17 protein-coding genes are annotated in these 24,126 nt (G+C 64.9%); 10 read left to right on the forward strand and 7 right to left on the reverse strand.

Translation table 11 applies throughout. The features are described from left to right. The first annotated feature begins 35 nt into the window (after nt 1-35). Nucleotides 36-1,835, forward strand: a complete 1,800-nt coding sequence (locus OU998_RS07380) for an acyl-CoA dehydrogenase (protein ID WP_267516297.1) — start codon at nt 36-38, stop codon at nt 1,833-1,835. Here OU998_RS07380 and OU998_RS07385 read toward each other — a convergent pair whose 3' ends face one another. The 4 genes from OU998_RS07385 to OU998_RS07400 all read right to left on the reverse strand — a co-directional run bounded on the left by OU998_RS07385 (nt 1,836) and on the right by OU998_RS07400 (nt 5,140). Further along, a complete protein-coding gene (locus OU998_RS07385) occupies nt 1,836-2,441 on the reverse strand; it encodes a biliverdin-producing heme oxygenase (protein ID WP_267516298.1) in 606 nt (201 codons plus the stop codon). A 68-nt stretch (nt 2,442-2,509) separates the two neighbouring features. Beyond that, nucleotides 2,510-3,676: a glutathionylspermidine synthase family protein gene (locus tag OU998_RS07390; RefSeq protein WP_267516299.1), complete on the reverse strand. Its 1,167-nt coding sequence runs from the start codon at nt 3,674-3,676 to the stop codon at nt 2,510-2,512. Between the two features lie 3 nt (nt 3,677-3,679). After that, on the reverse strand, nt 3,680-4,420 hold the full coding sequence (locus OU998_RS07395) for a PspA/IM30 family protein (protein ID WP_267516300.1): 741 nt from the start codon (nt 4,418-4,420) through the stop codon (nt 3,680-3,682). Between the two features lie 15 nt (nt 4,421-4,435). Further along, nucleotides 4,436-5,140, reverse strand: a complete 705-nt coding sequence (locus OU998_RS07400; protein WP_267516301.1) for a YjfI family protein — start codon at nt 5,138-5,140, stop codon at nt 4,436-4,438. Between the two features lie 114 nt (nt 5,141-5,254). Here OU998_RS07400 and OU998_RS07405 point away from each other — a divergent pair, with 114 nt between their 5' ends. The 9 genes from OU998_RS07405 (at nt 5,255) to OU998_RS07445 (ending at nt 20,272) form a co-directional block, all read left to right on the forward strand. Continuing rightward, nucleotides 5,255-5,902, forward strand: a complete 648-nt coding sequence (locus tag OU998_RS07405; protein WP_267516302.1) for a DUF2491 family protein — start codon at nt 5,255-5,257, stop codon at nt 5,900-5,902. Nucleotides 5,903-5,928: 26 nt separating this feature from the next. Further along, a complete protein-coding gene (locus OU998_RS07410) occupies nt 5,929-6,342 on the forward strand; it encodes a DUF350 domain-containing protein (protein WP_267516303.1) in 414 nt (137 codons plus the stop codon). Beyond that, nucleotides 6,327-6,980, forward strand: coding sequence for a DUF1190 domain-containing protein (locus OU998_RS07415; RefSeq protein ID WP_324287982.1), 654 nt, complete (start codon nt 6,327-6,329; stop codon nt 6,978-6,980). Before OU998_RS07410 ends, OU998_RS07415 begins: the two co-directional genes overlap by 16 nt. Nucleotides 6,981-7,158: 178 nt before the next feature. Then, nucleotides 7,159-9,942 carry a TonB-dependent receptor gene (locus tag OU998_RS07420; RefSeq protein ID WP_267516304.1) on the forward strand — a complete coding sequence of 928 codons (2,784 nt, stop codon included), beginning with the start codon at nt 7,159-7,161 and terminating at the stop codon, nt 9,940-9,942. 196 nt (nt 9,943-10,138) lie between these two features. After that, complete coding sequence (locus OU998_RS07425) at nt 10,139-10,642, forward strand: RNA polymerase sigma factor (protein ID WP_267516305.1); 504 nt, start codon at nt 10,139-10,141, stop codon at nt 10,640-10,642. An 84-nt stretch (nt 10,643-10,726) separates the two neighbouring features. Then, the gene (locus OU998_RS07430; RefSeq protein ID WP_267516306.1) at nt 10,727-11,734 is read left to right on the forward strand and encodes a FecR family protein; all 1,008 of its coding nucleotides are present in this window, start codon (nt 10,727-10,729) and stop codon (nt 11,732-11,734) included. Between the two features lie 80 nt (nt 11,735-11,814). Next, a complete protein-coding gene (locus tag OU998_RS07435) occupies nt 11,815-14,793 on the forward strand; it encodes a TonB-dependent receptor (RefSeq protein ID WP_267516307.1) in 2,979 nt (992 codons plus the stop codon). Nucleotides 14,794-14,829: 36 nt separating this feature from the next. Next, nucleotides 14,830-16,656: a Ca2+-dependent phosphoinositide-specific phospholipase C gene (locus tag OU998_RS07440; protein ID WP_267516308.1), complete on the forward strand. Its 1,827-nt coding sequence runs from the start codon at nt 14,830-14,832 to the stop codon at nt 16,654-16,656. Between the two features lie 589 nt (nt 16,657-17,245). After that, nucleotides 17,246-20,272: a TonB-dependent receptor domain-containing protein gene (locus tag OU998_RS07445; RefSeq protein WP_267516309.1), complete on the forward strand. Its 3,027-nt coding sequence runs from the start codon at nt 17,246-17,248 to the stop codon at nt 20,270-20,272. Nucleotides 20,273-20,566: 294 nt separating this feature from the next. On the opposite strand, the gene OU998_RS07450 is transcribed toward OU998_RS07445, so the two are convergent. From OU998_RS07450 to OU998_RS07460, 3 genes are all read right to left on the reverse strand, one after another. Continuing rightward, nucleotides 20,567-22,453, reverse strand: coding sequence for a TonB-dependent receptor (locus OU998_RS07450; protein ID WP_420709833.1), 1,887 nt, complete (start codon nt 22,451-22,453; stop codon nt 20,567-20,569). A gap of 21 nt (nt 22,454-22,474) precedes the next feature. Beyond that, nucleotides 22,475-23,421, reverse strand: a protein-coding gene (locus tag OU998_RS07455) for an IS630 family transposase (RefSeq protein WP_267515250.1) whose coding sequence is annotated in 2 segments (ribosomal slippage) — nt 22,475-23,085 and nt 23,085-23,421 — 948 coding nt in all. Because the reading frame shifts where the segments join, the coding sequence is not laid out codon by codon here. A 73-nt stretch (nt 23,422-23,494) separates the two neighbouring features. Next, complete coding sequence (locus OU998_RS07460) at nt 23,495-23,731, reverse strand: hypothetical protein (RefSeq protein ID WP_267516311.1); 237 nt, start codon at nt 23,729-23,731, stop codon at nt 23,495-23,497. Between the last annotated feature and the right edge of the window lie 395 nt (nt 23,732-24,126).

Consider the following 24,126-nt stretch of genomic DNA (forward strand, 5'->3'; position numbering starts at 1 on the left):
GTGTCGCCGCAAGGCGGCGTCTCCGGAGCCTTCGCATGTCCGACGCCTCGCTGATCCTGTCCCGGCGCGATCTGGATTTCATTCTGTACGAATGGCTGGAGGTCGAGCGCCTGACGCAGCGGGCGCGGTTTGCGGATCATGATCGGGTGTCGTTCGACGGGGTGCTGGACACCTGCGCCCAGCTTGCGGCGGATATGTTCGCGCCGCACAATCGCAAGGCCGACCAGAACGAGCCGACCTTTGACGGCGAGCGGGTGACGATGATCCCCGAGGTGGCCCAGGCCCTGGCGGCCTTCCGCGAGGCGGGGCTGTTCTCGGCGGCGCAGGATTATGAGCTGGGCGGGCTGCAACTGCCCAATGTGATCGAGCGCGCCGGCTTCGCCTGGTTCCAGGCGGCCAATGTGGGGACGGCGGCCTATCCCTTCCTGACCATCGGGGCGGCCAATCTGCTGAAGACCCATGGCACGGCCGCGCAGATCGACGCCTATGTGCGGCCGATGCTGGAGGGGCGGTTCTTCGGCACCATGTGCCTGTCGGAGCCCCAGGCGGGGTCGTCGCTGGGGGATATTCGCACTCGCGCAGTTCCGCAGGCCGACGGCAGCTATCGGCTGTTCGGATCGAAGATGTGGATCTCGGGCGGGGATCACGACCTGTCGGAGACCATCGTCCATATGGTGCTGGCCCGGATGGAGGGGGCGCCGGCGGGGGTGAAGGGGATTTCGCTGTTCGTGGTTCCCAAACACCTGCTCGACGAGAGCGGCGCGCCGGGCGAGCGCAACGACGTCGTCCTGGCCGGGCTGAACCACAAGATGGGCTATCGCGGCACGACCAACACCCTGCTGAACTTCGGCGAAGGACGGCATGCGCCAGGCGGGCAGGCGGGCGCGGTCGGCTGGCTGGTCGGGGCGCCGCACCAGGGGTTGGCCGCCATGTTCCACATGATGAACGAGGCGCGGATCGGGGTCGGGGCGGGGGCGGCGGCCCTGGGCTATACCGGCTATCTGCACGCCCTGTACTATGCGCGCGGCCGGCCGCAGGGACGGCCCCTGTCGGCCAAGGATCCCGCCAGTCCGCCCGTGCCGATCATCCAGCACGCCGACGTGCGTCGAATGCTGCTGGCGCAGAAATCCTATGCCGAGGGGGCGCTGGCGCTGAACCTGTATTGCGCCCTCCTGACCGACGACCAGACGACGGCGGAAGACGCGACCGAGCGGGAGCGGGCCGGGCGGCTGCTGGACATGCTGACGCCCATCGCCAAGAGCTGGCCGTCGCAATGGTGTCTGGAGGGCAACAGCCTGGCGATCCAGGTGCTGGGCGGATACGGCTATACCCGCGACTATCCGGTCGAGCAGTTCTATCGCGACAATCGGCTGAACCCGATCCACGAGGGGACGCACGGGATCCAGGGGTTGGACCTGCTGGGCCGCAAGGCGATCATGGACGGCGGCGCGGGCCTGAAGCTGCTCGGCGAGACCGTTCTAGAGACGGTGGCGCGGGTGTCGGGCGACCCCGAGTTGGAGCCCTATGGCGAGGCCCTGGCCAAGGCCATGGTCCGTATCGGCGAGGCAACGGCGACGGTGTGGCGCGACGGGGATCCGGAGCGGGCCCTGGCCAACGCCTCGACCTATCTGGAGGCCGTGGGCCATGCGGTGCTGGCCTGGATCTGGCTGGAGCAGGCGCTGGCGGCCGTGGGCAAGACCGGCGACTTCTATGACGGCAAGCGCCAGGCCGCGCGCTACTTCTTCCGGTGGGAACTGCCGAAGATCGGGCCGATGCTGGATCTGCTGGTCAGCAAGGACGACACCACTCTGACGATGCAGGACGCCTGGTTCTGATCAGGCGGCGGCGGTTCCGGGCCAGAAGGTCCGGTCGACCAGGCCGCGCACGCGGCTGAAGGCGGCCGAGGCCCCGGCCATGACCCGGGCCTCTTCGTCGACCGTCAGGTCGAGGGCGTCGAGGGCGGCGGTGAAACTGCGCCAATGGTTGGCGCGGCCCTCGGGCGAGGCGGCCAGGTGGCGGGCGCCGAACTCGGCTGACAGGCCCAGGCCGGCGGCGGCCTTCAGCAGGAAGGCGGCGCCCAGGTTCGAGCCCTCGGCCACATAGAGCCAGCCCAGGGCGGTGGGCGCGTCCAGCGGCGCGTCGGGCTCGAACCGGAGCCGCTCGCCTTCCGGCGCAGGGGCGGCGCCCAGATCGGCCAGATCCGCGCAGACCTGCTCATAACGACGGCGGTCCGCCAGATCGGGAATCTTCGTCGCCAGCTCGGGCGCGCCATAGAGGGCGGCGATGTCGCGGTGGAATAACTGCTGGACCCGCAGGAAGTCGGCATAGGATTCACGGCTGGCGAAGGGCTCGGCCTTCATGATCGTCTGGTCCAGCCCGTCGTGAACGCCATGGGTCGCCGCCTTCAGACGTCTGGCGCGGCTCGTATCGACTTCGGTCATCAAATGCCTCGGGTTACTGAGGCTGGAGCTAACCTACTTGCGAACAAATCGCAAGTAGGTCGGGGGCGTCACGGGCGGATGAAGTGCGGCACGAAGCGGGAGGCGTTGCGGGTGATGCGGCCCGTGTCCTCGCGCAGGCTGATGCCGGCGGGCTCGGTTCCCACGACCCAGGAGCCGACGATGACGTGGTTGCCGTCGAACAGGGGCGGATTGCAAAGGGCCTGACGGATATAGCGCCCCTCGCCATAGCCGCCGTCCACGACCTCGGCCGCGCTGTGGCCCTGGTCGATCAGTTCGACATTGTCGCCCTCGCGCGAGAACAGGGGCTTGCGGACATAGGATGAGCCCAGCGCCGTCTCGGCCGGATCGCCTTCGAAATAGGATTCCAACAGGTTGGGGTGGCCTTTGTGGCGTTCCCACAGCAGGGGCAGGATGGCCTTGTTGGACAGGATGCTCTTCCAGGCCGGCTCCAGCACCGTGACCTCGGCGGTGGGCAGGGGGGCGGCGTAGTCGTCGCGCAGCATCTGCTCCCACGGATAGAGCTTGAACATCGCCTGGATGATCCAGTTCTCGTGGTCCACGAACCGGCCGTCGGCGTTGAGGCCGATCTGGTCGATGGCGACGAACTGGGGCTCCAGCCCGGCCTGACGCGCCAGGTCTTCGAGAAAACGGACCGTCTGCCGGTCCTCGACAAACTCGGCGTCCGAGGCGAAGTGGACGAAGCCGCCGTTGGGGAAGATGGCGCGGAAGCGGTCGACCAGCTTTTCGTGCAGGCTGTTGAACTGATCGGCGTCGGCGGGCAGGGCGCCGGCGGCGATCTGATCCTCCAGCCACAGCCACTGGAACACCGCCGTCTCATAGATGCTGGTCGGGGTGTCGGCGTTGTACTCGTACAGCTTGGCCGGGCCCTTGCCGTCATAAGCGAAGTCGAACCGGCCATAGAGGGACGGGTCGCCCCGTTTCCAGCTGGCGGCGACATAGTCCCGCATGGTCTCGGGAATATCGAGCTGCTCCATCAGCCGCTCGGACTGAACGGCCTCATTGACCAGCTCCAGGCACAGGCCGTGCAGTTCCTCGGTCGGCGCTTCGATCCCGTCCTCGATCTCGGGCAGCGAGAAGGCGTAGGCCGCCGTCTCGTCCCAATAGGGTTTGCCGTCGGTATGGCGCCAGGTGAAGCCGAGTTCCTCGGCCTTGGCGTCCCAGTCGGTGCGGGGATCGAAGCGCAGACGCTCCATGGTTCAGGCCGGATCTTTATCAGGCGTGGATTGACCGATGCGCGGCGTGACCACCGTCACCTCCGGCTGGCTGAGGCGAGCCAGGACGTCGTCGGCCGACGAATGACCGGGCAGGATGCCGGCGTCGCGCAGCTTGGCGTCCAGGTCGGCGCCGGTGCGGCGGTCTTCCAGGGCCTGGCTGGCGTTGAGCTTTTCTTCCTGGATGGCCTGGCGCTGCTTGATGCGTTGCAGGCTGTCGGCGGCCGAGCCGATGCGCGACTGGGCGCCGGCCGAGTTCAGGGCGACCGAGGTCTGGGCGCGCTGGACGGAGTCGTTGACCTTGACGATGTCGATCTCGCGACGGAGCGTCTCAATCTTCTGGTCGGTCGAGGCGATGGCCGTGCGCAGGCGGGTCTCGGCCGTCTTCATATCCTCGATCAGCGGGCCGCGGCTGGTGATCTCGACTTCCAGCTCGGCGATGCGGCTGGCGACTTCGCGGGCCAGGTCGGTCTTGCCCTGACCCAGGGCCGAACGGGCCGAGCTTTCGTATTTGGCGATCTGGTCGCGGAAGCTGACCATTTCGTTTTCGGCCATCCGGCGGCGCGCCACCAGGCCGGCGAGGTCGTCGCGGGCCTTGCCCTGGGCGTTGTCGGCGTCGCGGATTTCCTGGTCGAGGATCTTCAGCGCATTGGCGTCGACGACGCCCTGGGCGGCGTCATGGGCCGAGCCGCGGAACAGGGCGGAGAGTTTTCTGAGCATGGACATGGTCTGGCTTCCGGATCAGGCGGCGTCGGCGCCGAAGGTTTCACGCAGTTCAGTGGCGTCGATCGCGTTCTCGGCCAGGGTGCGCAGTTCGATGAGGATGGTCTGAAGCGTCGTCTTGCACGACAGTTCACCCATCAACTCATACACGTCTTCGCCGCCGACGTTGGTGATGGCGAAGTTGGACAGGGGCACCACGCGCTGGGCCTTCAGCAGGAACTCATTGAAGGCGTGGCGGTCGGTCTGTTCCGACACGGGCCACAGCAGGACCGAGCAGACGATCTGGGCGCCGCCGACGCTGAGATAGACCGGCAGGTCGCCGTATTCGTGCATGGTGGCCAGGAGTACGGCGTCCGCGCCCTCAAGCACGCGCAGGGTCATTTCCCCTTCACGTAGCAGGGCCGACTCGTCCAGCGCCGCCTTGATGGCGGGCACGGTCCAGGGGGTTTCGATCACGGCGTCCATATGGTGGTCGTCTCCAGAAGTGATGGAATGAGAAGTGGGGCGGCGCGCGCGGCCGGCAAGATGAGGGCCACGGGTGGAATCGGTGATGATGGCGCGGACGGCGGCCTTGACGTCGTCGCGGGCGGATTCGGGCACCCAAAGCTCCAGCTTGACCAGGCCTGCCTCGCGACGCGCCTGTCGCCACGCACGGATGCGATCATTGGCGGCGGACGAGGGTGGGGCGCTGTTCGGCATGTGGTTACATGAAACGCGTAACATGTATGCTTGACTTGAAGCAAGATCGGACGGAAGTTGGCGACATGAACCGCATCTTTCGGTCGCATCGTCGCTGTTCGCTCGCCGTCGGCGCGCATCGGGCCTAGATAGTCGTCCATGTTCAAGAAACTTTTTGGATCACCAGACAAAGTTGAGCCCGTCTCCAAGCTGGCGACGGTGCGCAACATCACCGTCGGGCGCACCGTGTCGCTAGACCCGCTGGCCTGGCGCCGGCTGGGGGACGAGACGCATTTCACCCTGGATCGCGACGTGCTGGATATCTCGGCCCAGGGGCTGGTCAGCCTGGACGGCGGACAGTTTGTCCACCGCTTCTATACCGACGACCACGTCATGCTTCAGGCCATGAGCGACGACGAGGCGGGGCTGGAAAGCTATGACTTCAGCCTGTTCATCCCCTGGACCTCGGCCTATCCGCCGGGCGAGCGGGAGCGGCGGGTCTGGCGCGACCGGCTGTCGGCGCCGGTATTCCATGGTGCGGCCGAGGAACTGCCGGACTATCCGCGCTTCTGGTTCGCCGAGAGCGACGCCGTTCAGCCGCCGGTCACTCTGTGGGAAACCATCTGGGACGACCGGGCGGCGACCAAGCCCTATGCCAAGATCTTCCAGACCTGCATGCTGTACGCACGCGAACTGGCGGATGGACGCGAGCTTATGATCGCCCTGGAGCAACAGCCCGAGGGTGGCGAGACGACGCACGAAATCATGATCGGCATTCCGCTGGAAATGGCCGAGTTCCGCGCCTGAGGGCGCACATTGAGGGGCAAGACAGAATGTTCGACTGGTTCGTATTTCAGCAGGGGGCGATCGCCTTCATCATCGCCTTTGCGGCGGCCGGCGCCTTCACCGTGGCGTTCAAGCTGGTCTATCAGTGGGTCACGCCGTATCACGAGCACACGCTGATCCGCGAAGGCAATACGGCCGCCGCCATTGCGCTGGGCGGGGCGCTGATCGGCTATGTCCTGCCCCTGGCCTCGGCCCTGTCGCATACGGTCAGCCTGATGGAGTTCGCCGCCTGGGCCCTGCTGGCCGGGATCATCCAGATCGTCGTCTTCGTCGCCATCAGCCGCATGGCCTTCCGCAATCTGGTCGGCCGAATTGAGGCAGGCGAAATCGCGGCGGCTGTCTATCTGGCCTCCATTTCCATCTGCGTCGGCCTGCTGAACGCCGCGTGCATGACGTCGTGACCGCCATGACCGCCATGACCGATCCCAAGGATTTGCCGCAAACCACGACCATGCGCCGGCTGAAGCGGTCGCGCGTGCTGCACGTCAGCAGTCTGATGGCCACCGCCAGCTTCTCGCTGGCGGCCTGCGGTGCGCCGGATGTCCCGACGCCTCAAGCTGAGCCCGTGCCAACCTTGGCCTATGCCTCTCTGGAGGAATGCCGCACAGCCAACGACATTCCCGACGACCAGTGCGCCGCCGCCCTGGCCAAGGCTCAGGAGGATGCGGCCAAGACGGCCCCCCGCTACGCCACGCGCGAGGAATGCGAAGGCCAATGGGGGCCGTCGCAGTGCCAGCCGAACAATCAGGGCGGCAACGGCTCCTTCTTCACGCCGCTGCTGGCCGGTTTTGTGGTCGGCCAGATGCTGAACGGCGGCGGCTATCGGGGCGGCGGCCCCCTGTATCGCGACCGCGAGGATCGCTATTCTAACGGCTATGGCGGCGGCTACACCTACCGCGACTACCGCACCGGTCGGACCGTCACCAATGCGCGCGAGCACGGCGATGTCGTCAAACAGGCGCCGGCGCGGGTGCAAAGCCGAACGACGGTGGTTTCACGCGGCGGTTTCGGCGGCGGTGGGCGCAGCTACGGCGGCTGATCGACGTCTCTCAAGATGCTTATCGACGGCCCGCAGGATGCGCCTGCGGGCCGTTTTTCGTGTCGAAATCGGTCGAACGCGACAGCGCCGTGAAGTTTGAGTGAAAAGCCCTGTCACAGATTGAGGGGGGCTGAGAGCCCGTCGTTGAAGCGCCTAGAACTCACTGGGGGCTACTCAAATGAAAAACCGAATTCTGGGCACGACGGCGTTCGCCGTGGTCGCCGCAACGCCGTTCGTCGCCTTGGCGCAATCCGCCGCGCCGGCTGGCGATAGCGCCGTCGTCACCGCGTCCAGCCAGGCCGATGCGGCCACGCTCGAAGAGATCGTCGTCACCGGCTCGTATCGTCGCAGCCTCGAAGAGGCGGTGGACATCAAGCGCAAGACCGTCGGCTTCTCGGACTCCATCGTCGCCACCGACGTCGCCAACTTCCCCGAGCAGAACCTGGCCGAGGCGTTGCAGCGCATCCCCGGCGTGACCATCGAACGCAACAAGGGCCTGGGCCAGCGCGTCAGCGTGCGCGGCCTGCCCAGCGAGTTCACCTTCGTCAGCATCAACGGCTTGGCGACGGCTTCGGGCAGCGGCGGCCGGGACGTCGAGTTCGACATCTTCGCCTCGGAAATCATCCAGCAGGTGACGGTCCAGAAGTCGCCGCGCGCCGCCGATGAAGAGGGCGGCATCGCCGGTTCGGTCAATATCTCGACGGCGCGTCCGTTCGACTACGCCGGACGTCGGGTCGTCGGCTCGGTCGAGGGCGCCTACAACTCAGTGTCCGAAGAGGTCGATCCCAAGATCGCCTTCCTGGCCAGCGACACCTGGGGCGATTTCGGCGCGCTGGTGTCCTTCTCGACGGCGCGCCGCACCAACCGCACCGACTCCGAGTCGGGCATCAATTTCCGCCCGATGTCGCGCTTCCTCGCGACCTCTACGGGCGCCCGGGGCACGCAGGCCGCTGCGGTTCTGTTGCGCGACGCCGGCATCTCGATTCCGAACCGTGCTGACACCAATGTGACCAACCGCATCATCTTCCAGGACAAGGTCGGCGACCGCGCCTATCTGAACACCCAGGACCAGTGGGGCGGCACGATCGCGCTGCAGTATCGCCCGTCCTCGAACTTCAGCCTGGCCTTCGACGCCATGGTGGGCGGTTACGAGGCCACCGAGGACGAGTATGACGCGGCGGCCTATTCGGCCTCCAGCCGTTCGACCCTGGAGACCATCCACGAATATGACGCCACCACCCTGGCCGATTACGGCATGGTCGTGCTGCGCGACGTTTCCTACACCGCGACCCAGCACGAGATGCTGAGCAAGGAGCGGATCAACAATACGGACTACCAGCAGTTCGGAACCGAGCTGAACTGGAGCGGCGACAGCTGGAAGCTGCACGCCATCGCGGGCTATTCGGGCGCCGAGAAGACCCTGGACTACGCCAACCTGAAGCACGTCGCCTATGCGCCGTCGCGGACGCGTTGGACGGCTGAGGGTGGCGAGACGGTCAAGAGCGCCAATCCGGCGTCGATCGACATGTACAACTCGCCGTCGCGCTATTTGTTCGAGGCCTATGAGACCACCTACGAAGCGATCAACGACGACAAATACGCCGCCCAGGTCGACTTCACCAAATATCTCGATTTCAGCGTCTTCCCGGCGCTGAAGAGCGTTCAGTTCGGCGCGCGCTATACGGATAAGTCCAAGGAGCGTCAGTATGGTTCGCTGAACATCCAGGGGCCTTCGGCCGGCAGCACCGCCTGGCTGAACACCCGCACCCTGGCGCAGAGCGAGCTGACCCCGATTGGCGATCTGGTCCCCGGCGGCGACTTCAGCGTCCGTGACCTGAACTGGAGCCAGGTGTCGAACGACTACGCCCGTCGCACCTTCCGCTATGACGGCTTCTTCACCCCGTTCAACGTCGGCGACTATTACGAGGTGACGGAAGAGGTTCTGTCCGCCTACGCCATGGCCGATCTGGAGTTCGACCTTGGGCCGGTGCCGGTCGCGATCAACGGCGGCGCCCGCTATGTCGATACCTCGATCACCTCGTCCGGCTATCACCAGATCCAGAACCCGAACGGCACTACGGGCTATACGCCGGAACCGGTGTCGAGCGACGGCAGCTATGACAAGGTCCTGCCCAGCCTGAACATCACGGCCGACCTGACCGACAGCCTGATCTTCCGCGCCGCGGCGTCGGAAACCCTGATCCGCCCGGCCCTGACCGACCTGGCCTACAAGCGCACGGCCAGCTGGAACTCGTTCCGCTTCACCGACGGCAACCCCAATCTGAAGCCGACCTACGCCAAGCAGTGGGAAGTGGGCCTGGAACAGTATCTGGGTGAAGGCGGCCTGCTGGCGGTCTCGTACTTCTGGAAGGAAATCGAGGGCGTCGTGCGCCAAGCCCTGACGGGCACGGTGTCGAACGTGACCAAGTACAACGCGAACGGCACAATCGACGGCGTCTACACCTTTGACGTCTATCAGCCGATCAACGAGCCCGGCTCCTATGAGGTCAGCGGGGTCGAACTGGTCGCCGTGGTGCCGTTCGGGCAGTTCTTCGCCCCGCTGGAAGGCTTCGGGATCAACGCCAACTATACGGTGCTGGACAGCTCGCTGACCGGCTCCTCGACCCTGGGCATCCCGACGCCGCCCATCGGTCTGGCCGACAACACCTACAACGTCACCCTGTTCTACGAGAACGCCAAGCTCCAGGCGCGCGCCTCCTACAACTACAAGGACGCCTATGTCGAAGCGATCGGCTACGAAATGTATCCGATCACCCGCGAGGGCTATGGCCAGGTCGATCTGTCGGCCAGCTACCGCGTGACCGAAAGCCTCCAGATCAACTTGGAAGGCATCAACGTCACCGACGAGGCGACCAAGGGCTATACGATGGATCCGTCCTTCCCGACGATGTACGAAAAGTCGGGGCACCGGATCAACTTCGGCCTGCGGATGGAGTTCTGATCCATTCCAACACGCGACTGTCATGTTGAAGGCGGGGGGCGATTGACGTCGTCCACCGCCTTCCCCGGCTGCGAGACCGCCTTCGCCCTTCGGGGCGGCGGGGGCGCGCCTCGGGACAAAGCCTGGCGTGACGCCCCTTCCGCGAGGAAGGGGCGTCTTCGCATATGCTCGGCTGCCGCCCGGCAAAGAGGCGACCATGGCGGTTGATCAGCTCTTCGCAGCCCTGCGTCGCGACCTTATGGCCTATGTCCAGCGCAAGGGGCTGTCGGTCGAGGACGCCGAGGACGTCGTGCAGGAAGCCTTCACGCGGTTTCACCGGGCCGGACACGACCTGTCCGGGCCCGACGCCCGGCCCCTGCTGTTCGTCATCGCCCGCAACCTTCAGACCGACCGCTGGAAGGCGGCGGGCCGGGCGGGTGTTCGCGGCACAGACGATATCCACTCGCTGGACGCCGGGCCGCGCGCCGTCGCTAGCGACACGCCGGCGGCCGACCAGCACCTGATCGGGCGCGAGAATCTAGCCGCCGCCGCCCGCGTCATTCGGGCCCTGCCGCCGCGAACCCGCGACGCCTTTCTTCTGCACCGGTTCGAAGATCAGACCTATGGCCAGATCGCCAAACGCCTGGGCGTGTCGGTGAGCATGGTCGAGAAACATATCGCCGAAGCCCTCCGTCAGCTGAAGATTTCACGGGATGGCTGAGGTGTGCGGCGGTCCTGTCGTTGTGAGTATTGAAGGCGTCGGCGCCCTGTCCCCCAGCCACGTCCCGGAGCGTTTCGTTCGCGCATGATCCAGCGCCTGACATCTCTGTTTGATCGTCGGCCGCAGACCGCCGAAACCTGGTTGGCGCGCATGCGCCGGCCCGGCGTCTCTGCGCGTGATCAGGCCGCCTTCCTCGACTGGCTGGAGGCCGACGAAGACCATCTGAGCCAGTACGAGGCCGCCAAGACTGGCCTGGCGAAGCTGTCGCTGTTGAGCGGCGCCTTCTCGGCCGATCTGGCGCGGTTGCGGGGGGGACGGATTGTCCGGTCGCAGCGGCGTCTTGTGATCGCAGGCGGTTTGGCGACAGGCGCGGTCGCGGCCCTGGCCGCCTTCGTTCTGGTTCTGCCCGGCGTGGGCCGGGAACCCGGTGTCCCGGCAGGTCGTCTCTATGTCAGCGCGCCGGGTCAGATCACCGACGTTGCGCTTGAAGACGGGTCTCGCGTCACCCTGGATTCCGACACGAGGATGCAGGTCGCCTACAGCCGGGACGCCCGGCGTGTGGTGCTGTTGCAGGGCGCGGCCTATTTCGACGTCGCTCATAACGCCGAACAGCCCTTCCAGGTCGCCGTCGAGGATCGCCGTGTGATCGTCACCGGCACACGGTTCGCCGTGGCGCTGAGAAAAAATCAGGCGGAGGTGTCCCTGCTGGAAGGGCGGGTCGCCATCGGCCGGACGGACATCGGCAAGGCGCGCGCGCTGGAGCGGGCCGTGGCCCTGGCCCCCGGCCAGCAGGCGGTATTCACGCCGGGACGGGATGGACTGCGGGTTCGCCGGATCGACGTCGAGGCCGCCACCGCCTGGCGTGAGCGCAGGCTGGTCTTCCACGATACGCCGCTGTCGGTGGTGATCGATGAGGCTGGGCGTTACGCCGGCAGGCCGATGGTCATCGCCGATCCCGCTCTGGCCGATATGAGGGTCACGGCCGTCCTGCCCCTGACCGGTGAGGCGGGCCTGATCGATCGCATGGACGCGCTGCTGCCGATCACTGTCGAACATACCGCAGACGGTCGCGCCCTGATCCGCGCCGACTAGGTCTATCGCAGAGCTGTCACGCAAGCGCGCTAAGCGTTGCGCTTCTGTTGTTCGCTCTCTTGTCGCAAGGCACGGCCCGCGTGAAACCGCCCGCACCATCGACGCCGTTCGGTGCGCGACGTGGCGTGGTCGCGACGGTCGCAGCCCTGTCTTTCCTGATGGTCGGCGGGTGGCCCCTGTCCGCCCAGGCGCAGGAGGGCATGCGCGCCTTCGACATTCCTGCGCAAGACGCCCGACGCGCCCTGGTGCAGCTGTGCGTTTCGGCCGGTTGCGAACTGGCGTTTGTCGCGCCTGCGGACGAGGTGTGGCGCAGCCGACCGGTGCGGGGGCGGATGTCCTGGCGTGCGGCCGTCCGCCAGATGCTTGAAGGAACGGGCTTGAGGCACCGGTTCATCGGCGCCCGTGGGGTGCGCGTCTGGATGGAGGCCTCGGCGCCGCCCGAGCCGCTGCCTGTCCTGGCTGCTGAGCTGGAATCGATCACGGTCGTCGGGCGGTTGTCGGAGCAGATTGAAGAGTCCCTGCGCCGCAAAAAAGCGGCCGAGGTCATATCCGACAGCGCTTCCTCGACCCGGATCGGCGAACTGCCCGCCGCGAATCTGGCCGAGGCCTTGCAGCGTGTGCCGGGCGTGGCCATCGAGCGCGAGGTGGGCGAGGGGCAGTTCGTCAGTGTCCGAGGATTGGGGCCGCTGTTTCAGTCGGTGACGCTGAACGGCGCGCCGGTCGCCTTCAATGAGAACATCCGCAACTCGACCCAGAGCGGTCGGCAGTTCCGGTTCCGCGCCCTGTCGGCCGATCTGCTGGCGGGGGCGCAACTGACCAAGTCGGCGACGCCGGATCTGATCGAGGGCGGGATCGGGTCGAATATCGACATCGAGACCATCGGGGGGCTGGACGGCGATCCCTTCCTTAGTCTGAGGGCGGGCGCGGCGCTCGAAGCGCGTACGCGGCGGCCCGAGACGGATATCTCCATCGCCGGCCGGTTCGTGTCCGAAAAGGGGGATTGGGGTCTGGTCGGCGGGCTGTCGCAGCAGGGGCGGTCGGTTCTGTATGATCGGTTCCAGATCCAACGCTACACGCCGGTGATGATCGACGGCCAAGATGTCATGGCGCCCAGCGACGTCCGCACAACCGTCGAATACGAGGATCGGCAACGGCGAAGCGCCTTCATGGGCGGGGAATGGCGGGCGTCCCCTTCAGTCCGACTGAGGGTCGACGGCCTGGTCACGACCTTCGACAACGCCATTCGCGAGGACCGGATCGTTTATGGATTGGGCGCTCTGCTGGAGGCGGCCGATGCGACGGTGGCGATCCAGGATGGCGTGGTCGCCGCAGGCTCTGTTCAATCCGGCACGATCGACAACAACACCGAGTTTTCGGAACAGGCGCATCTGAACGTCGTGGTGTCGGGCGTTACGACGGTGACGGTCGGCGAATGGACGCTCGAGCCTCGCGTCAGTCTGTCATACGCACGGTCGCGGTTGGATACGCCGCTCGAGCGGATCTCCTTCCGTGCGATTACGCCATCCGCCTATGAGTTTGACGTCCGCCACGCCGCGTCTGACCGTCAGGCGGCGCTGCTGGAGACCGACTTCGACCTCACCGACGCTTCGGCTTTCGGGTTTAAACGGCTGGGCGTGCGGGCGATCGAATCCGCCGACGACGATCTTACGGCGCTGATCGACGTGCGGCGTCCGGTCGATGTCCGGATGGGTGTTGCGAGCCTGGTCGATGTCCGGTTCGGCGGCCAGATCAGCGATCGGTCGCGCGACTATCAAAGGCGGGATCGCGAGGCGGCGCTGAGGCCCGGCGCGGAGGTGGCGCCCGCATTCTTGAGCGCGCGGGTTCACGACGGCGTCTTCGACGGATTGATCCGACGCCATTCCGGGCGTTGGGCTGCGGCCGACTTCGACCTGTTCCAGGACGCCTTTTTCATTCTCGGGGAAAGCGACGTCCTGAGCGTAAGCGCCGATGCCCTGGTCCCGACGGGCGCCGATCTGCAGAACTCCTATGCGGTCGGAGAACGCGTCGGCGCCCTGTACGGTCGTGCGGACTTTGAGGGGCTGGCCGTCGGAACACCCTTCTTCGGCAACCTCGGGCTTCGTCTGGTTACGACGCGCACAGAGGTGAATGGGGCTTTTCTGAACGCCGGTCAGAACGGCGTCGCGGCCATCCGTCCGGTGTCGCACACCGGCGCCGACACGGCCCTGCTGCCCAGTTTCAACATCGCCTTCGATCTTGATCAGGGGCGCCGGCTGCGGCTCGCGGCGTCGCGGACGATGACCCGGCCGTCGCTGGCCGATCTGCGTCTGGCGACCGTGCCCGCCAGCTCCCTCGTCTCGAATATCTACGAGCGGGGACAGGCCGAGATCGACGCTCCGTCTCCGGGGTCGATCTTCACCGGGGTCGGCGGGAACCCGGATCTCAGTCCCTATATGTCGACCAATCTCGACGCTTCGTATGAGTGGAGCTTTCCGCAGGGGGCGCTCAGCGTCGCGATCTTTCATAAGGCCATCGACGACTTCATCGGCCTGGTGGAGACCCCGGAGAGCCTGGTGTTCGAAACCCGCGCCGGTCCCCTGGTGCGCGCGGAGGTGCTGATGTCCCGGCCCGCAAATCTAGGCCGCGCCACGAGTCGAGGTCTGGAGATCGGGCTTCATCGCCGGCTGCCCTCCGGTTTCGGCCTATGGGCCAGCGGCACCTTCACGGATGGCCATGGACCTGGAGGGCGCAGCCTGGCCGGGGTGTCGCGCCTGGCCTATTCGATCAATCCCTTCTTCGAACGCGGACCGGTCGCGGTCGGTCTGTCCTGGTCCTGGCGGTCCGCCTTCCGGTCCGAGGCGGACATGCAGGGGGGAGGGGTGTCCGACTTCACCGTCGGCGCCGCCGGCTATCTGGACGCCCAGGCCTCGTTCGAAATCGGATCGGGCGGGGCGTTGGTGATCGCCGCCTCGAACCTGACCGACACGACCGACCTGGCCTACGAACACGATACGCGACGTCTGCTGCAGCTGGGGCGTGTCGGGCCCAGTGTGACCGCCAGCCTGCGCTGGTCGCTTTGAACCTTCTCCAGCCCTTATGAAAAATTCGAGGATCTCATGCTCAATCTGATGGCCGCCCTGATGGCTGGTTCCGCTCTGGTCGGTGCGGCGCCGGCTTGCGATCTGGACGCCGCCGACGTGCGGGCGGCGGGCGGCGACGCCTGCGCCGAGGCCTGGATGGACCGGCGCCTGGGCATGAACGACCTGACGGCGGTGGGCACCCACAACAGCTACAAGCTGGCGATCCCGGACGCCGAGCTTCAGGCCATGATCGCCGTCAACCCCGGCGCCGTCGCCTTGGACTATTCGCACCGGCCGTTGGCCGAGCAATTGGACGCCGGCGCACGCCAGATCGAGATCGACGTGCTGAATGATCCGCAAGGCGGGCGATACGCCCATCCCCTGTCGGCCCTAGGTCGGCCGGGTCAGGGCGCGCCGGTCAGCGCGGCCTTTGCGGAGGCGATGGCCAGGCCGGGCTTCAAGACCCTGCATATGCCGGACGCCGACTTCCGCAGTTCCTGCCTGACCTTCGTCGCCTGTCTGACCCAGATCCGCGACTGGTCGCGCGCCCATCCGGATCACGCGCCGATCCTGATCATGCTGAACGCCAAGACGGGCGGCGCTTCCATGCCGGGCGGGACGACGCCGCTGGACTTCGACGCGGCCGCCTGGGACGCGCTGGACGCCGAGGTGCGTTCGGTGTTCGACGCCGAGCGGCTGATCACGCCCGATCAGGTTCAGGGACATCACGCCACCTTGCGCGAAGGGGTGCTGGCCGGCGGGTGGCCGAAACTGGGCGCGGCCCGTGGCAAGGTGTTCTTCGCCCTGGACGAGGGGCCGGAGAAGGTCGCCGCCTATCGCGGTGCGCGGCGGTCGCTGGAAGGCCGGGTCTTCTTCGTCAATACCGACGAGGCCTCGCCCGCGGCCGCCTATCTGACGCTGAACGACCCAGTGGGCGAGCAGGCGCGGATACAGGCCGCCGTTCGCGCCGGCTTCATCGTCCGCACCCGAGCCGACGCCGACACCATGCAGGCGCGTGCGGGCGACGTCAGCCAGCGCAGCGCCGCCTTCGCCAGCGGGGCGCAATATGTATCGACCGACTATGTCTGGGCCGATCCGCGCTTCCCCGCCTATGAGGTGCGGCTGACCGGCGCGGCTGCGGCCGTCTGCAATCCGTTGCGAACCGAGGATCGGTGCGACGGTCTGGCCGTCGAGCGGACAGGCGAGGGGACACAACGTGGCTATCTGGCCCAGGCCGAGCGGCCGGACCTGACTAAGGTGCTGGCCCCGCCGCCCGAGCCGGGTTCGCCCCGCGCCCTCGCCGACCAGGGCGTCTTCCTCCAGACCCGCGCCCTTCAGGGAACGCCCCGATGGGCGTTGGCGACGTCGGATGTCTCAGGCGAAGTCTACGACGACTTCGCCCAAGCCCTTGGCGTACGTCTGACGCCCGAGGAGGCTCCGGTTCTGACAGCATTACTGGACCGGGCGGGCAATGACCGTTCGGTGGTGGGCGCCGCCAAGACGCACTGGGGAACCAAACGGCCCTATATCGGCACGGACCAGCCGATCTGCGAAGCCAAGACCGATCATCTGGCCGGCAATCCCGACTACCCCTCCGGCCACTCGGCCCACGGCGTCCATGTGGCCATGATTTTAGCGGAACTCGCGCCCCAGCGCGCCGACGCCCTTTATGCCCGCGGGCGTGAGTTCGCCGAGAGCCGCTATATCTGCGGCTCCCATAGCTACAGCGCCGTTGAGGCCGGCATCTTGTCGGGAATGGTCATCTATGGCGCCGAGCAACGCTCCGACGTCTTCCGCCGCGACATGGAAGCCGCCCGCGCCGAGGTCCAGGCGGCGTTGGCGCGGGCGGGGCTGGGGCAATAGTCCGTCGATCAAAGGCCGCTTGAGCGCCGCCTTGACTTGCGTCTGACCCCCAGTGGGACGACCTGAGGCGCGCGGCCAGATCAGACAGGCGGAACCGGGGCGCGCCCGTAACGGGATAGAGTGTCAGGTCGGCAACCTGGCCGCCGCCGAGCATGGCCGCGACCCCGGGATTAGATATGCTGAGTGCAAGAATCGCTCGATTCAACGCCTCGCGTATCTGCGCTGCGCCTTATCAGACGAGGCTGGCCTTGGTATTGGACCGCCTGCGCTGGCTTGCCGAAGCGTTTGGCGCATCCGCTCCCTTGAGGTGGGTAAATCATAAGGGTGCAGGGCGCTGGATTGGAGAAAAAAACTACAAAAAGAGATTTTTGTCGCACGTTCTGGGCGGCGGTTCGCTCTTTTTAGCCTCGGTCCGGTCATAACCACCATGTCGCCATATTGACACAGCCTTGTCGAAAACGTGTCGCCAGTTCGGCTTATTGGCATTAAATTGGGCTCTTCGTGCCGCCATTGGTATTGACACCTGTCGTGTGTCTGGGCGTGTTTCAACACCGTCAGTTTTTGGCGGTCTTCGCGACTGAGGGGCACGATGAACAATACGATTTTGAAACTGATGCTGACGACAAGCTTGTTGGCCTTGGCGGGGCAGGTGCAGGCGCAGACGACAAGCGCCGCCCAGAACACGACCGCCGACGACAAGGCCGAGGTTGGTGAAGTGATTGTGACCGGCACGCGGATCGTGCGGCCGAATAACCAGTCCGCGGCTCCGATCACCAGCGTCACCGCAACGGAAATCGAGGCTGCGGCCGCGGTCAATATCGAAGAAATCCTGAACCGGCTGCCGCAGATCGCGCCGGACAGTCAGCAGAACTATCAGGATTCCGACGGCCGCCAGCGCATCAAGCTGCGCAACCTCGGCTTTGAGCGCACCCTGGTTCTGGTGGACGGCAAGCGCCTCGGCACGATGAACGGCCAGGACGCCGGCATCATCCCGACCTCGATGGTCCAGCGGATCGACATCCTGTCGGGCGGCGCCTCTTCGGTTTACGGCTCTGACGCCATCTCGGGCGTGGTCAACTTCATCCTGAAGGATGATTTCGAAGGCCTGCAGCTGGATGCGAACTACAGCTTCTACAACCACGAGAACAAGACCACGATCGTCACGCCGGTCGCGCAGGCCTCGGCCTTCCCCACGCCGATCGGCACGGTCAACGACGGCGGCCGCAAAGACATCACCCTGACCTACGGCAAGCATCTGTTTGACGATGCCTTGCAGGTGTCGGGCTTCGTGAACTACCGCGATGCAGAACTGGTGCCCTATGCGGATCGCGCCACGTCGGCCTGCTATCTGCTGCAGAGCGCCGCAGACGGCCCCTTGAGCTGCCAGACATCGACCTATTCGCCATCGGGCTACCTTTCGCCCCAGGGCGGCAGCAACGCCGGTTCGGTGTACCTGAACAATCCAGACGGTACGCGCACCTTCGTGCCCTATGGCATCGGTGAAGGCAAAGCCGCGAACCCCTTCGACGGCTATTCGTACCAGCGGGAATCGGAGCGCCTGAACGCCGGCCTCTTCGGCGCCCTGAAGCTGAACGACAGCGCCGAGATCTACGGCAACGTCATCTGGTTCAAGGATGAATCCTACAACCGCTTCCCCACGCGGGTTTACAGCTACACGGCGTACGGCAGCACGCCTTACAGCGTGAATTGTAACAACCCGCTCATGTCCGCTGCGCAAGCCACAGGGATCTGCGGAACCCAGGCCGGCACCTCGACCATGATGCCGCTGGAAGTCCGCTATCGCTTCGACGATCTGCCGTACACGCTCGACACCTATGTGAATGAAGGCGTGCGGGCCACCGGGGGCGTGCGCGGCGTGGTTGCCAACGTCTGGAACTATGACATCGGCGCCGTCTATGCGCGCAACCAGATGGATTATACGTCCGGCGCCTTCGCCGAATTCGAAAAGGTCAATCGTTCGCTGAACGTCGTCAACGTCAACGGCACGCCAACCTGCGTTTCGAAAGTTGACGGGACCGACCCCAACTGCGTTCCCTTCGACGCCTTCCAGGCGGGCAACAACGACCAGGCCCTGGCTGACTATCTGTTCACCGGCCAAAGCGGTACGACCACCGGCGTCGGCACGCTGTACGATCTGGTCGCCACGGTTTCGGGCGACCTAGCCGAGTACGGGATCGTCAGCCCCTGGGCGGATCAAGGCGTCGCGGTTTCGGCCGGCCTCGAGTACCGCGAGGAGCATTGGGAATCGACGGCCGACGCGATCTATCGTCGTGAAAACGGCGGGTCCGACGTCAGCCTGTCGCAGAGCGTCGTCGAAGGAAACATCGAGTTCCAGGCTCCGCTGATGGAAGAGCGCAAATATGCGCACCTGCTTCAGGTCAACGGCGGCTATCGTCTGTCGCGCTACGACACCAACCCGGAGACCTTCAATACCTGGAAGATCGAAGGTCTGTACGCGCCGGTTCAGGACGTGACCTTCCGTGCGGCCTTCAACAAGGCCCAGCGCGCCCCGACGGTGATCGAGATGTCGCAGGCGTCGAACATCAGCTTCACCCGCCAAGGCGGATCGCAAAACGACTTCTGTGCGGGCATCGCTCGCCAGGTTCAGGATCCCAACGATCCGACGAAGCAAATCACCATCATCGACGCGCCGACCGCTTCGCGCGAAGTCTGCCGTGCGACCGGCCTGAGCGACGCCCTGTACGGCAGCACCAGCCTGTCGTGCCCCAACTCGCAATGTACGGTTCGCACCGGCGGCTTCACGGTCGATCCCGAAACCGCCAACACGACCACCTTCGGCGTCGTGCTGCGGCCGCACTTCCTGCCGGGCCTGACCCTTTCGATCGACCGGTTCATTATCGATCTCGATGACTCGATCAACTACAACGACTACAGCTACTATCAGAACGGGTGCCTGAGCAGCGGCGGCGACGCCTACTTCTGCGACAAGATCGTTCGCGATCCGGTCACGGGCGCTCTGTATAGCGACGCTGGCTCCAACCCGACCACCGGCTTCATCAGCCAAGGCACGACCAACGCCTACAAGTCGAAATCCCATGGCTGGGACTTCCAGGGCCAATACGGCCTCGAGCTGGAGAATTTCGGCAAGTTCGACTGGGTGTTCAACGGTTCGCTGTCCACGCGTCAGAGCTGGCAGGATTCGCCCCTGCGGCCTGAGATCAACTGCGTCGGCTACTTCGGCTCGTGCGGTGGTCAGTTCGTGCCTGAGTGGACGCACGGCCTGCGTACGACCTACACCATCCCGAACGATCGTCTGAGCGTCTCGGTCAACTGGCGCTACGTCTCGTCGCTGACCCACACGTCGAACTCGGGCGACCCGCTGCTGGGCTGGGTCGAAGGCGCCGAGCGCAAGACCTTCTACAACATCCCGGCCTACAACTACTTCGACGTGTCGGTGGCCTATAAGGTGACGGACGACGCGAAGCTGCGGGTCTCGGCCAACAACATCCTGGACGAAGAGCCGCCGGTCATCCCGAACTCCTACAACGTCAGCCTGGCGCGGAATAACACCCTGCCTCAGCGTTATGACTCCCTGGGACGTCAGATCTCGATCGGCCTGACGGTCAACTTCTAAGCGGCTGATTTCAGCCTCTGAGGCCTGAGTCGTTTCGGCGGAGCTGCACCAGCAGCTCCGCCGATTCAATTGGGGTGAGGGGCGTGTGGGGGGGGGGCTGAACAGCCGACCAGCGGAGACAAGTCGTTTCATCGCTCGCCGGGCTTAAGACGAGGTCGTTGCTGACATGGGCGCTAGCGCCCCATAATGAACCGCCCCGGGTTTGCCGAATTCAAAGCTCATCGCGCTCGCGAGCGCCTTGATCAATCAGCGCTGATCATGGGCTCAAAAGGCTCCCTGATAATCACGGATACTCTAGAAGCTGGCTCTTGCGACGAACAAGACCTCGCGGGGCCGACCGATGTCCAAGCCTGCCTGATAGATTGTGCCAGCGTAGTAGTATTCGTTAAACAGGTTCTTGGCCATGACGCGGAACTGAACAGGGGTGCCGGCCACATGCGTGTCGTAGGTGACGCCAACGTCCACGAGCGTGAAAGACGGAATGAACCCGCTGTTCTGCGCGTCCACCGGACGTTCACCGACGTGGCTTACCGTGGCGTCGAGCGCCAGACCGGGAAGGGCGCTGATCCTGTATTGTGTGCCCAGGGTCGCCTGCCACTCCGGGACGCCTTCGCTGCGCTTGCCAAGCGTGGTGGTGTCGACGACGCCGAGCAGTTCGGTGTCTTGCAGGGCCAAACCGCTGGAAATGGAAAGGTCGGACGTCACCCTGCCGGAAGCCGTCAACTCAATACCACGATGACGATAGGTGCCGTCCGCAACGAAATCGTTGGCGACGTTCAGATAGCTGGCGTCGCGCTCAATCTCGAAAGCGGCGAGCCCCAGCGAGAGGCCGGAGAACACATCGGCCTTCAAGCCGATCTCATACTGGCGGCTTTCGATGGGGCTGGTTGGTTGATTGGCGTTGTTGGCGAGGAACGGCGCCACATCACCGTCCTCAAAACCCTTCGAATAGCTTGCGTAGGCAAGCACATTCGCCGTCGGTCGATACATCACCGCACCCGTAGGCACGAAAACATTTTCACTTTGCGCCGGAGATGTCGCCGTCTGTTCTTCGGCGCGGAACCAGATGTAGCGGCCACCTAGCAAGATTTGGAACTTGTCTGTGACCGAGATCAGATCGCTGGCGAAGACCGAGTCTTCTTGGACGGTCGACCGGTACTCGATCGGCTGTGCAGGCCCGAAGTCGAAGTGTGACGGCTGGGTCGGATTCAGGATGTTGCGAACTGTGAGGTCGTCCACGCCCAGCGAACCGGTCGTATCGATGTAGTCCCAGAAGGGAGCCTTATCGTGAAACACGCGGTGCGAGGCGCCGAAGAATAGGTCGTGGCCGATGCCTCCGGTCTCGAGTTCGCCGGAGATATAGCTCTGGATCGTATAGGTGCTGAACACTTCGCCTCGGGAGGCAAAGAGGTCGCCGAAGCCGATATCTCCGTTGGGTTGAATATCGAACAGGTCAGTATAGCCCCCGTTCCGCTCGGCTCGCGAGTAGTTGGCCTGGGTGACTGAAACCCAATCGCCCGCCAGATCGATTTCAAACCTGGCGTCGATGTTCCGGCCCTCGGTTTTGTGACGATACCAGCCGCCGGTAAGGAGGTCGCGCCGATCAACCTCGGGCGGCAGAACGAAGGTCGCCGGATCGAGCGGATCGGCCCGGCCGCTTTGGTCGGCGCGCAACAGTGGGTCGGCGATGGCCGTCTTCTCCGACCAGTCGGCATTCAGTTGAAGCAAGGCCCTGTCGTTGATGCGGATATCAGCTGCCACGCCAAAGAAGGCCCGCTCCAGATCGCGAGCGTGGTCGAAGTTCCCGACCTTTTCATAGCCGGCGTTCACCCTGTAGCCCAACGCGCCATCGAAAGCGGTGGCGCTGCCGTCCATGGCGACGTAGCGCTGTTCCAGCGTGGATGCACCCACCGTGGCCGTTAGAAACGATTGCTCGGTCGGCCGCTTCAGAATGTAGTTGATGGTCCCACCGGGCGAGTTGAAGCCATAGAGGAAACCCGACGGTCCTTTGAGGACATCAATGCGCTCAATGTTCTCTAGCTGAACGTCGTGGTGCGCCGCGAGGGCCAAGCCGTCACGCCGCACAGTACTGAAGTTGTCCATCGCGAAACCGCGAAGGCGCAGATTATCAAAACCGCCGCCGTAGGACGCATTAAGCACCGAAGGGTCCAACACCAAGATATCTGCTAGAGCATTTTCCGATCAGTCTGCATCATAGCCGGCGGCGGCGAAGTAGTTGGCGCATTCTTGGGGAGAGTAGGTCTGGATGATGCGGGCGATGGCGTCCCAGAGTTGGTCGATTGTCCGAGCGGCGGCCTTTCTCAGCAGGGCCTTGAGCTTGGCGAAGGCGTTCTCGATCGGGTTGAGGTCGGGACTGTAGGGCGGCAGGAAGAGCAGCCGTGCGCCGACAGCCTCGATGGCGTCCCTGATGGGCGTGCTCTTGTGGGCGGCGAGATTGTCCATGATCACCACGTCGCCGGGCTTCAGGGTCGGGGCCAGCACCTGTTCGACATAGGCCAGGAACCAGGCGCCGTTCATCGGGCCGTCGAGCACCATCGGGGCGGTCATGCCCGTCAGCCTCAAGGCTCCGACGAAGGTGGTCGTCTTCCAGTGACCGTGCGGCACGCTGCACCTCAGCCGCTGCCCGCGCGGCGCACGTCCGTGGCGGCGGGCCATCTTGGTCGAGGCTCCCGTCTCATCGATGAAGACGAGCCGCTCGGGATCGAGGTCGAGCTGGCTGTCGAACCAGGCCTGACGCCGGCTCAGGACGTCGGGGCGGCTCTGTTCGTCCGCGTGCGCCGACTTTTTTTGAGCGAGATCCGGCGGCGCACGAAGAACCGCCACAAGCTCGACAGGCTGGTCCCCACGCCCTGTTCGGCCAGAGCCGTCTGAAGCTCCGCCAGGGTGATGTCGCTCTTGCGCTCGACCAGGCCCAGGATCAGGTCGGCATGGCCTTCAATCCGCCCAGAGCGCCGATCTCCGCCCAGAGGCCCCGGCCGCACGTCGCCCTGCCTGCGGACCCGCGAGCGCCAGCGGATCGCGCTGGCCGCGCTGACCCCGAACCGGGCCGCCGCCTGACGGCACGACATCCCGCCCTCAATCGCCGCGATCACACGATCACGCAAATCTACCGATAGCGCCTTGCTCATTCATGCTGGCCTCCGCCTCCAGCACGAAGGTTGAATCAGAACCCGGACCCCTTGGGAATCCCAAACGATTCAATCAGGTCGCCAAATGCTCTAGAGTTCTCGGCAGCGCTGCTGAGATCGCGCGGGCGTCATAGCTCTGGATCGCCAGCGGCACGTCGAGCGAGTGGCGCGAACCGAAGGCCCCGACATTGACTTGGAAGATATCATTCAGCGGGCGTGCCGTTACGACAATCTCGCCAATTTCGGTCGGCTCGTCGTCCTGAACGCTTTGAATGGGGGGCGAGCTCTCAGCCGCTACCGTACTCGCCATGGCGAGTACGGAAAGGCTACAGGCAACAAGTAGGGCCCGGCGCCCGGATAAACGCTTTATAAACATAGTGCCTCCCGCAATTCACTGACGGCTCTATGCGTGATACTTTATATCATTACAATATGGATACGCAGCGGAGATGGCGCTGGGAGTGCAGGGTTGCGGTGGGGTTACGGTGACACGATTGCGGTGACAGCGCGCTAAGGGGGGCTGCCCGATCCATGCGAATCTCTTTGATGATTTCGTCACGCATGGGACGAAGTACGCGATAGCGTCGTTATCTAATCAAGACCGGACGCGCGGAAACTAAAACAGGGAAAGGCCATCGCCCGCATGTCACACAAAGCGTCACACAAACCGCCGCCGGGGCGCGTTAAGCGGTTTATTTTATTGAG

The sequence above is a fragment of the Brevundimonas sp. SL130 genome (genome assembly GCF_026625805.1).
GTDB lineage: Bacteria > Pseudomonadota > Alphaproteobacteria > Caulobacterales > Caulobacteraceae > Brevundimonas.

Bases quoted from the DNA above. Each gene is read 5' to 3' on its own strand.
- OU998_RS07380 (WP_267516297.1), top strand. From the start codon at position 36: ATGTCCGACGCCTCGCTGATCCTGTCCCGGCGCGATCTGGATTTCATT.
- OU998_RS07385 (WP_267516298.1), bottom strand. From the start codon at position 2,441: ATGACCGAAGTCGATACGAGCCGCGCCAGACGTCTGAAGGCGGCGACC.
- OU998_RS07390 (WP_267516299.1), bottom strand. From the start codon at position 3,676: ATGGAGCGTCTGCGCTTCGATCCCCGCACCGACTGGGACGCCAAGGCC.
- OU998_RS07395 (WP_267516300.1), bottom strand. From the start codon at position 4,420: ATGTCCATGCTCAGAAAACTCTCCGCCCTGTTCCGCGGCTCGGCCCAT.
- OU998_RS07400 (WP_267516301.1), bottom strand. From the start codon at position 5,140: ATGTTACGCGTTTCATGTAACCACATGCCGAACAGCGCCCCACCCTCG.
- OU998_RS07405 (WP_267516302.1), top strand. From the start codon at position 5,255: ATGTTCAAGAAACTTTTTGGATCACCAGACAAAGTTGAGCCCGTCTCC.
- OU998_RS07410 (WP_267516303.1), top strand. From the start codon at position 5,929: ATGTTCGACTGGTTCGTATTTCAGCAGGGGGCGATCGCCTTCATCATC.
- OU998_RS07420 (WP_267516304.1), top strand. From the start codon at position 7,159: ATGAAAAACCGAATTCTGGGCACGACGGCGTTCGCCGTGGTCGCCGCA.
- OU998_RS07425 (WP_267516305.1), top strand. From the start codon at position 10,139: ATGGCGGTTGATCAGCTCTTCGCAGCCCTGCGTCGCGACCTTATGGCC.
- OU998_RS07430 (WP_267516306.1), top strand. From the start codon at position 10,727: ATGATCCAGCGCCTGACATCTCTGTTTGATCGTCGGCCGCAGACCGCC.
- OU998_RS07440 (WP_267516308.1), top strand. From the start codon at position 14,830: ATGCTCAATCTGATGGCCGCCCTGATGGCTGGTTCCGCTCTGGTCGGT.
- OU998_RS07445 (WP_267516309.1), top strand. From the start codon at position 17,246: ATGAACAATACGATTTTGAAACTGATGCTGACGACAAGCTTGTTGGCC.
- OU998_RS07460 (WP_267516311.1), bottom strand. From the start codon at position 23,731: ATGGCGAGTACGGTAGCGGCTGAGAGCTCGCCCCCCATTCAAAGCGTT.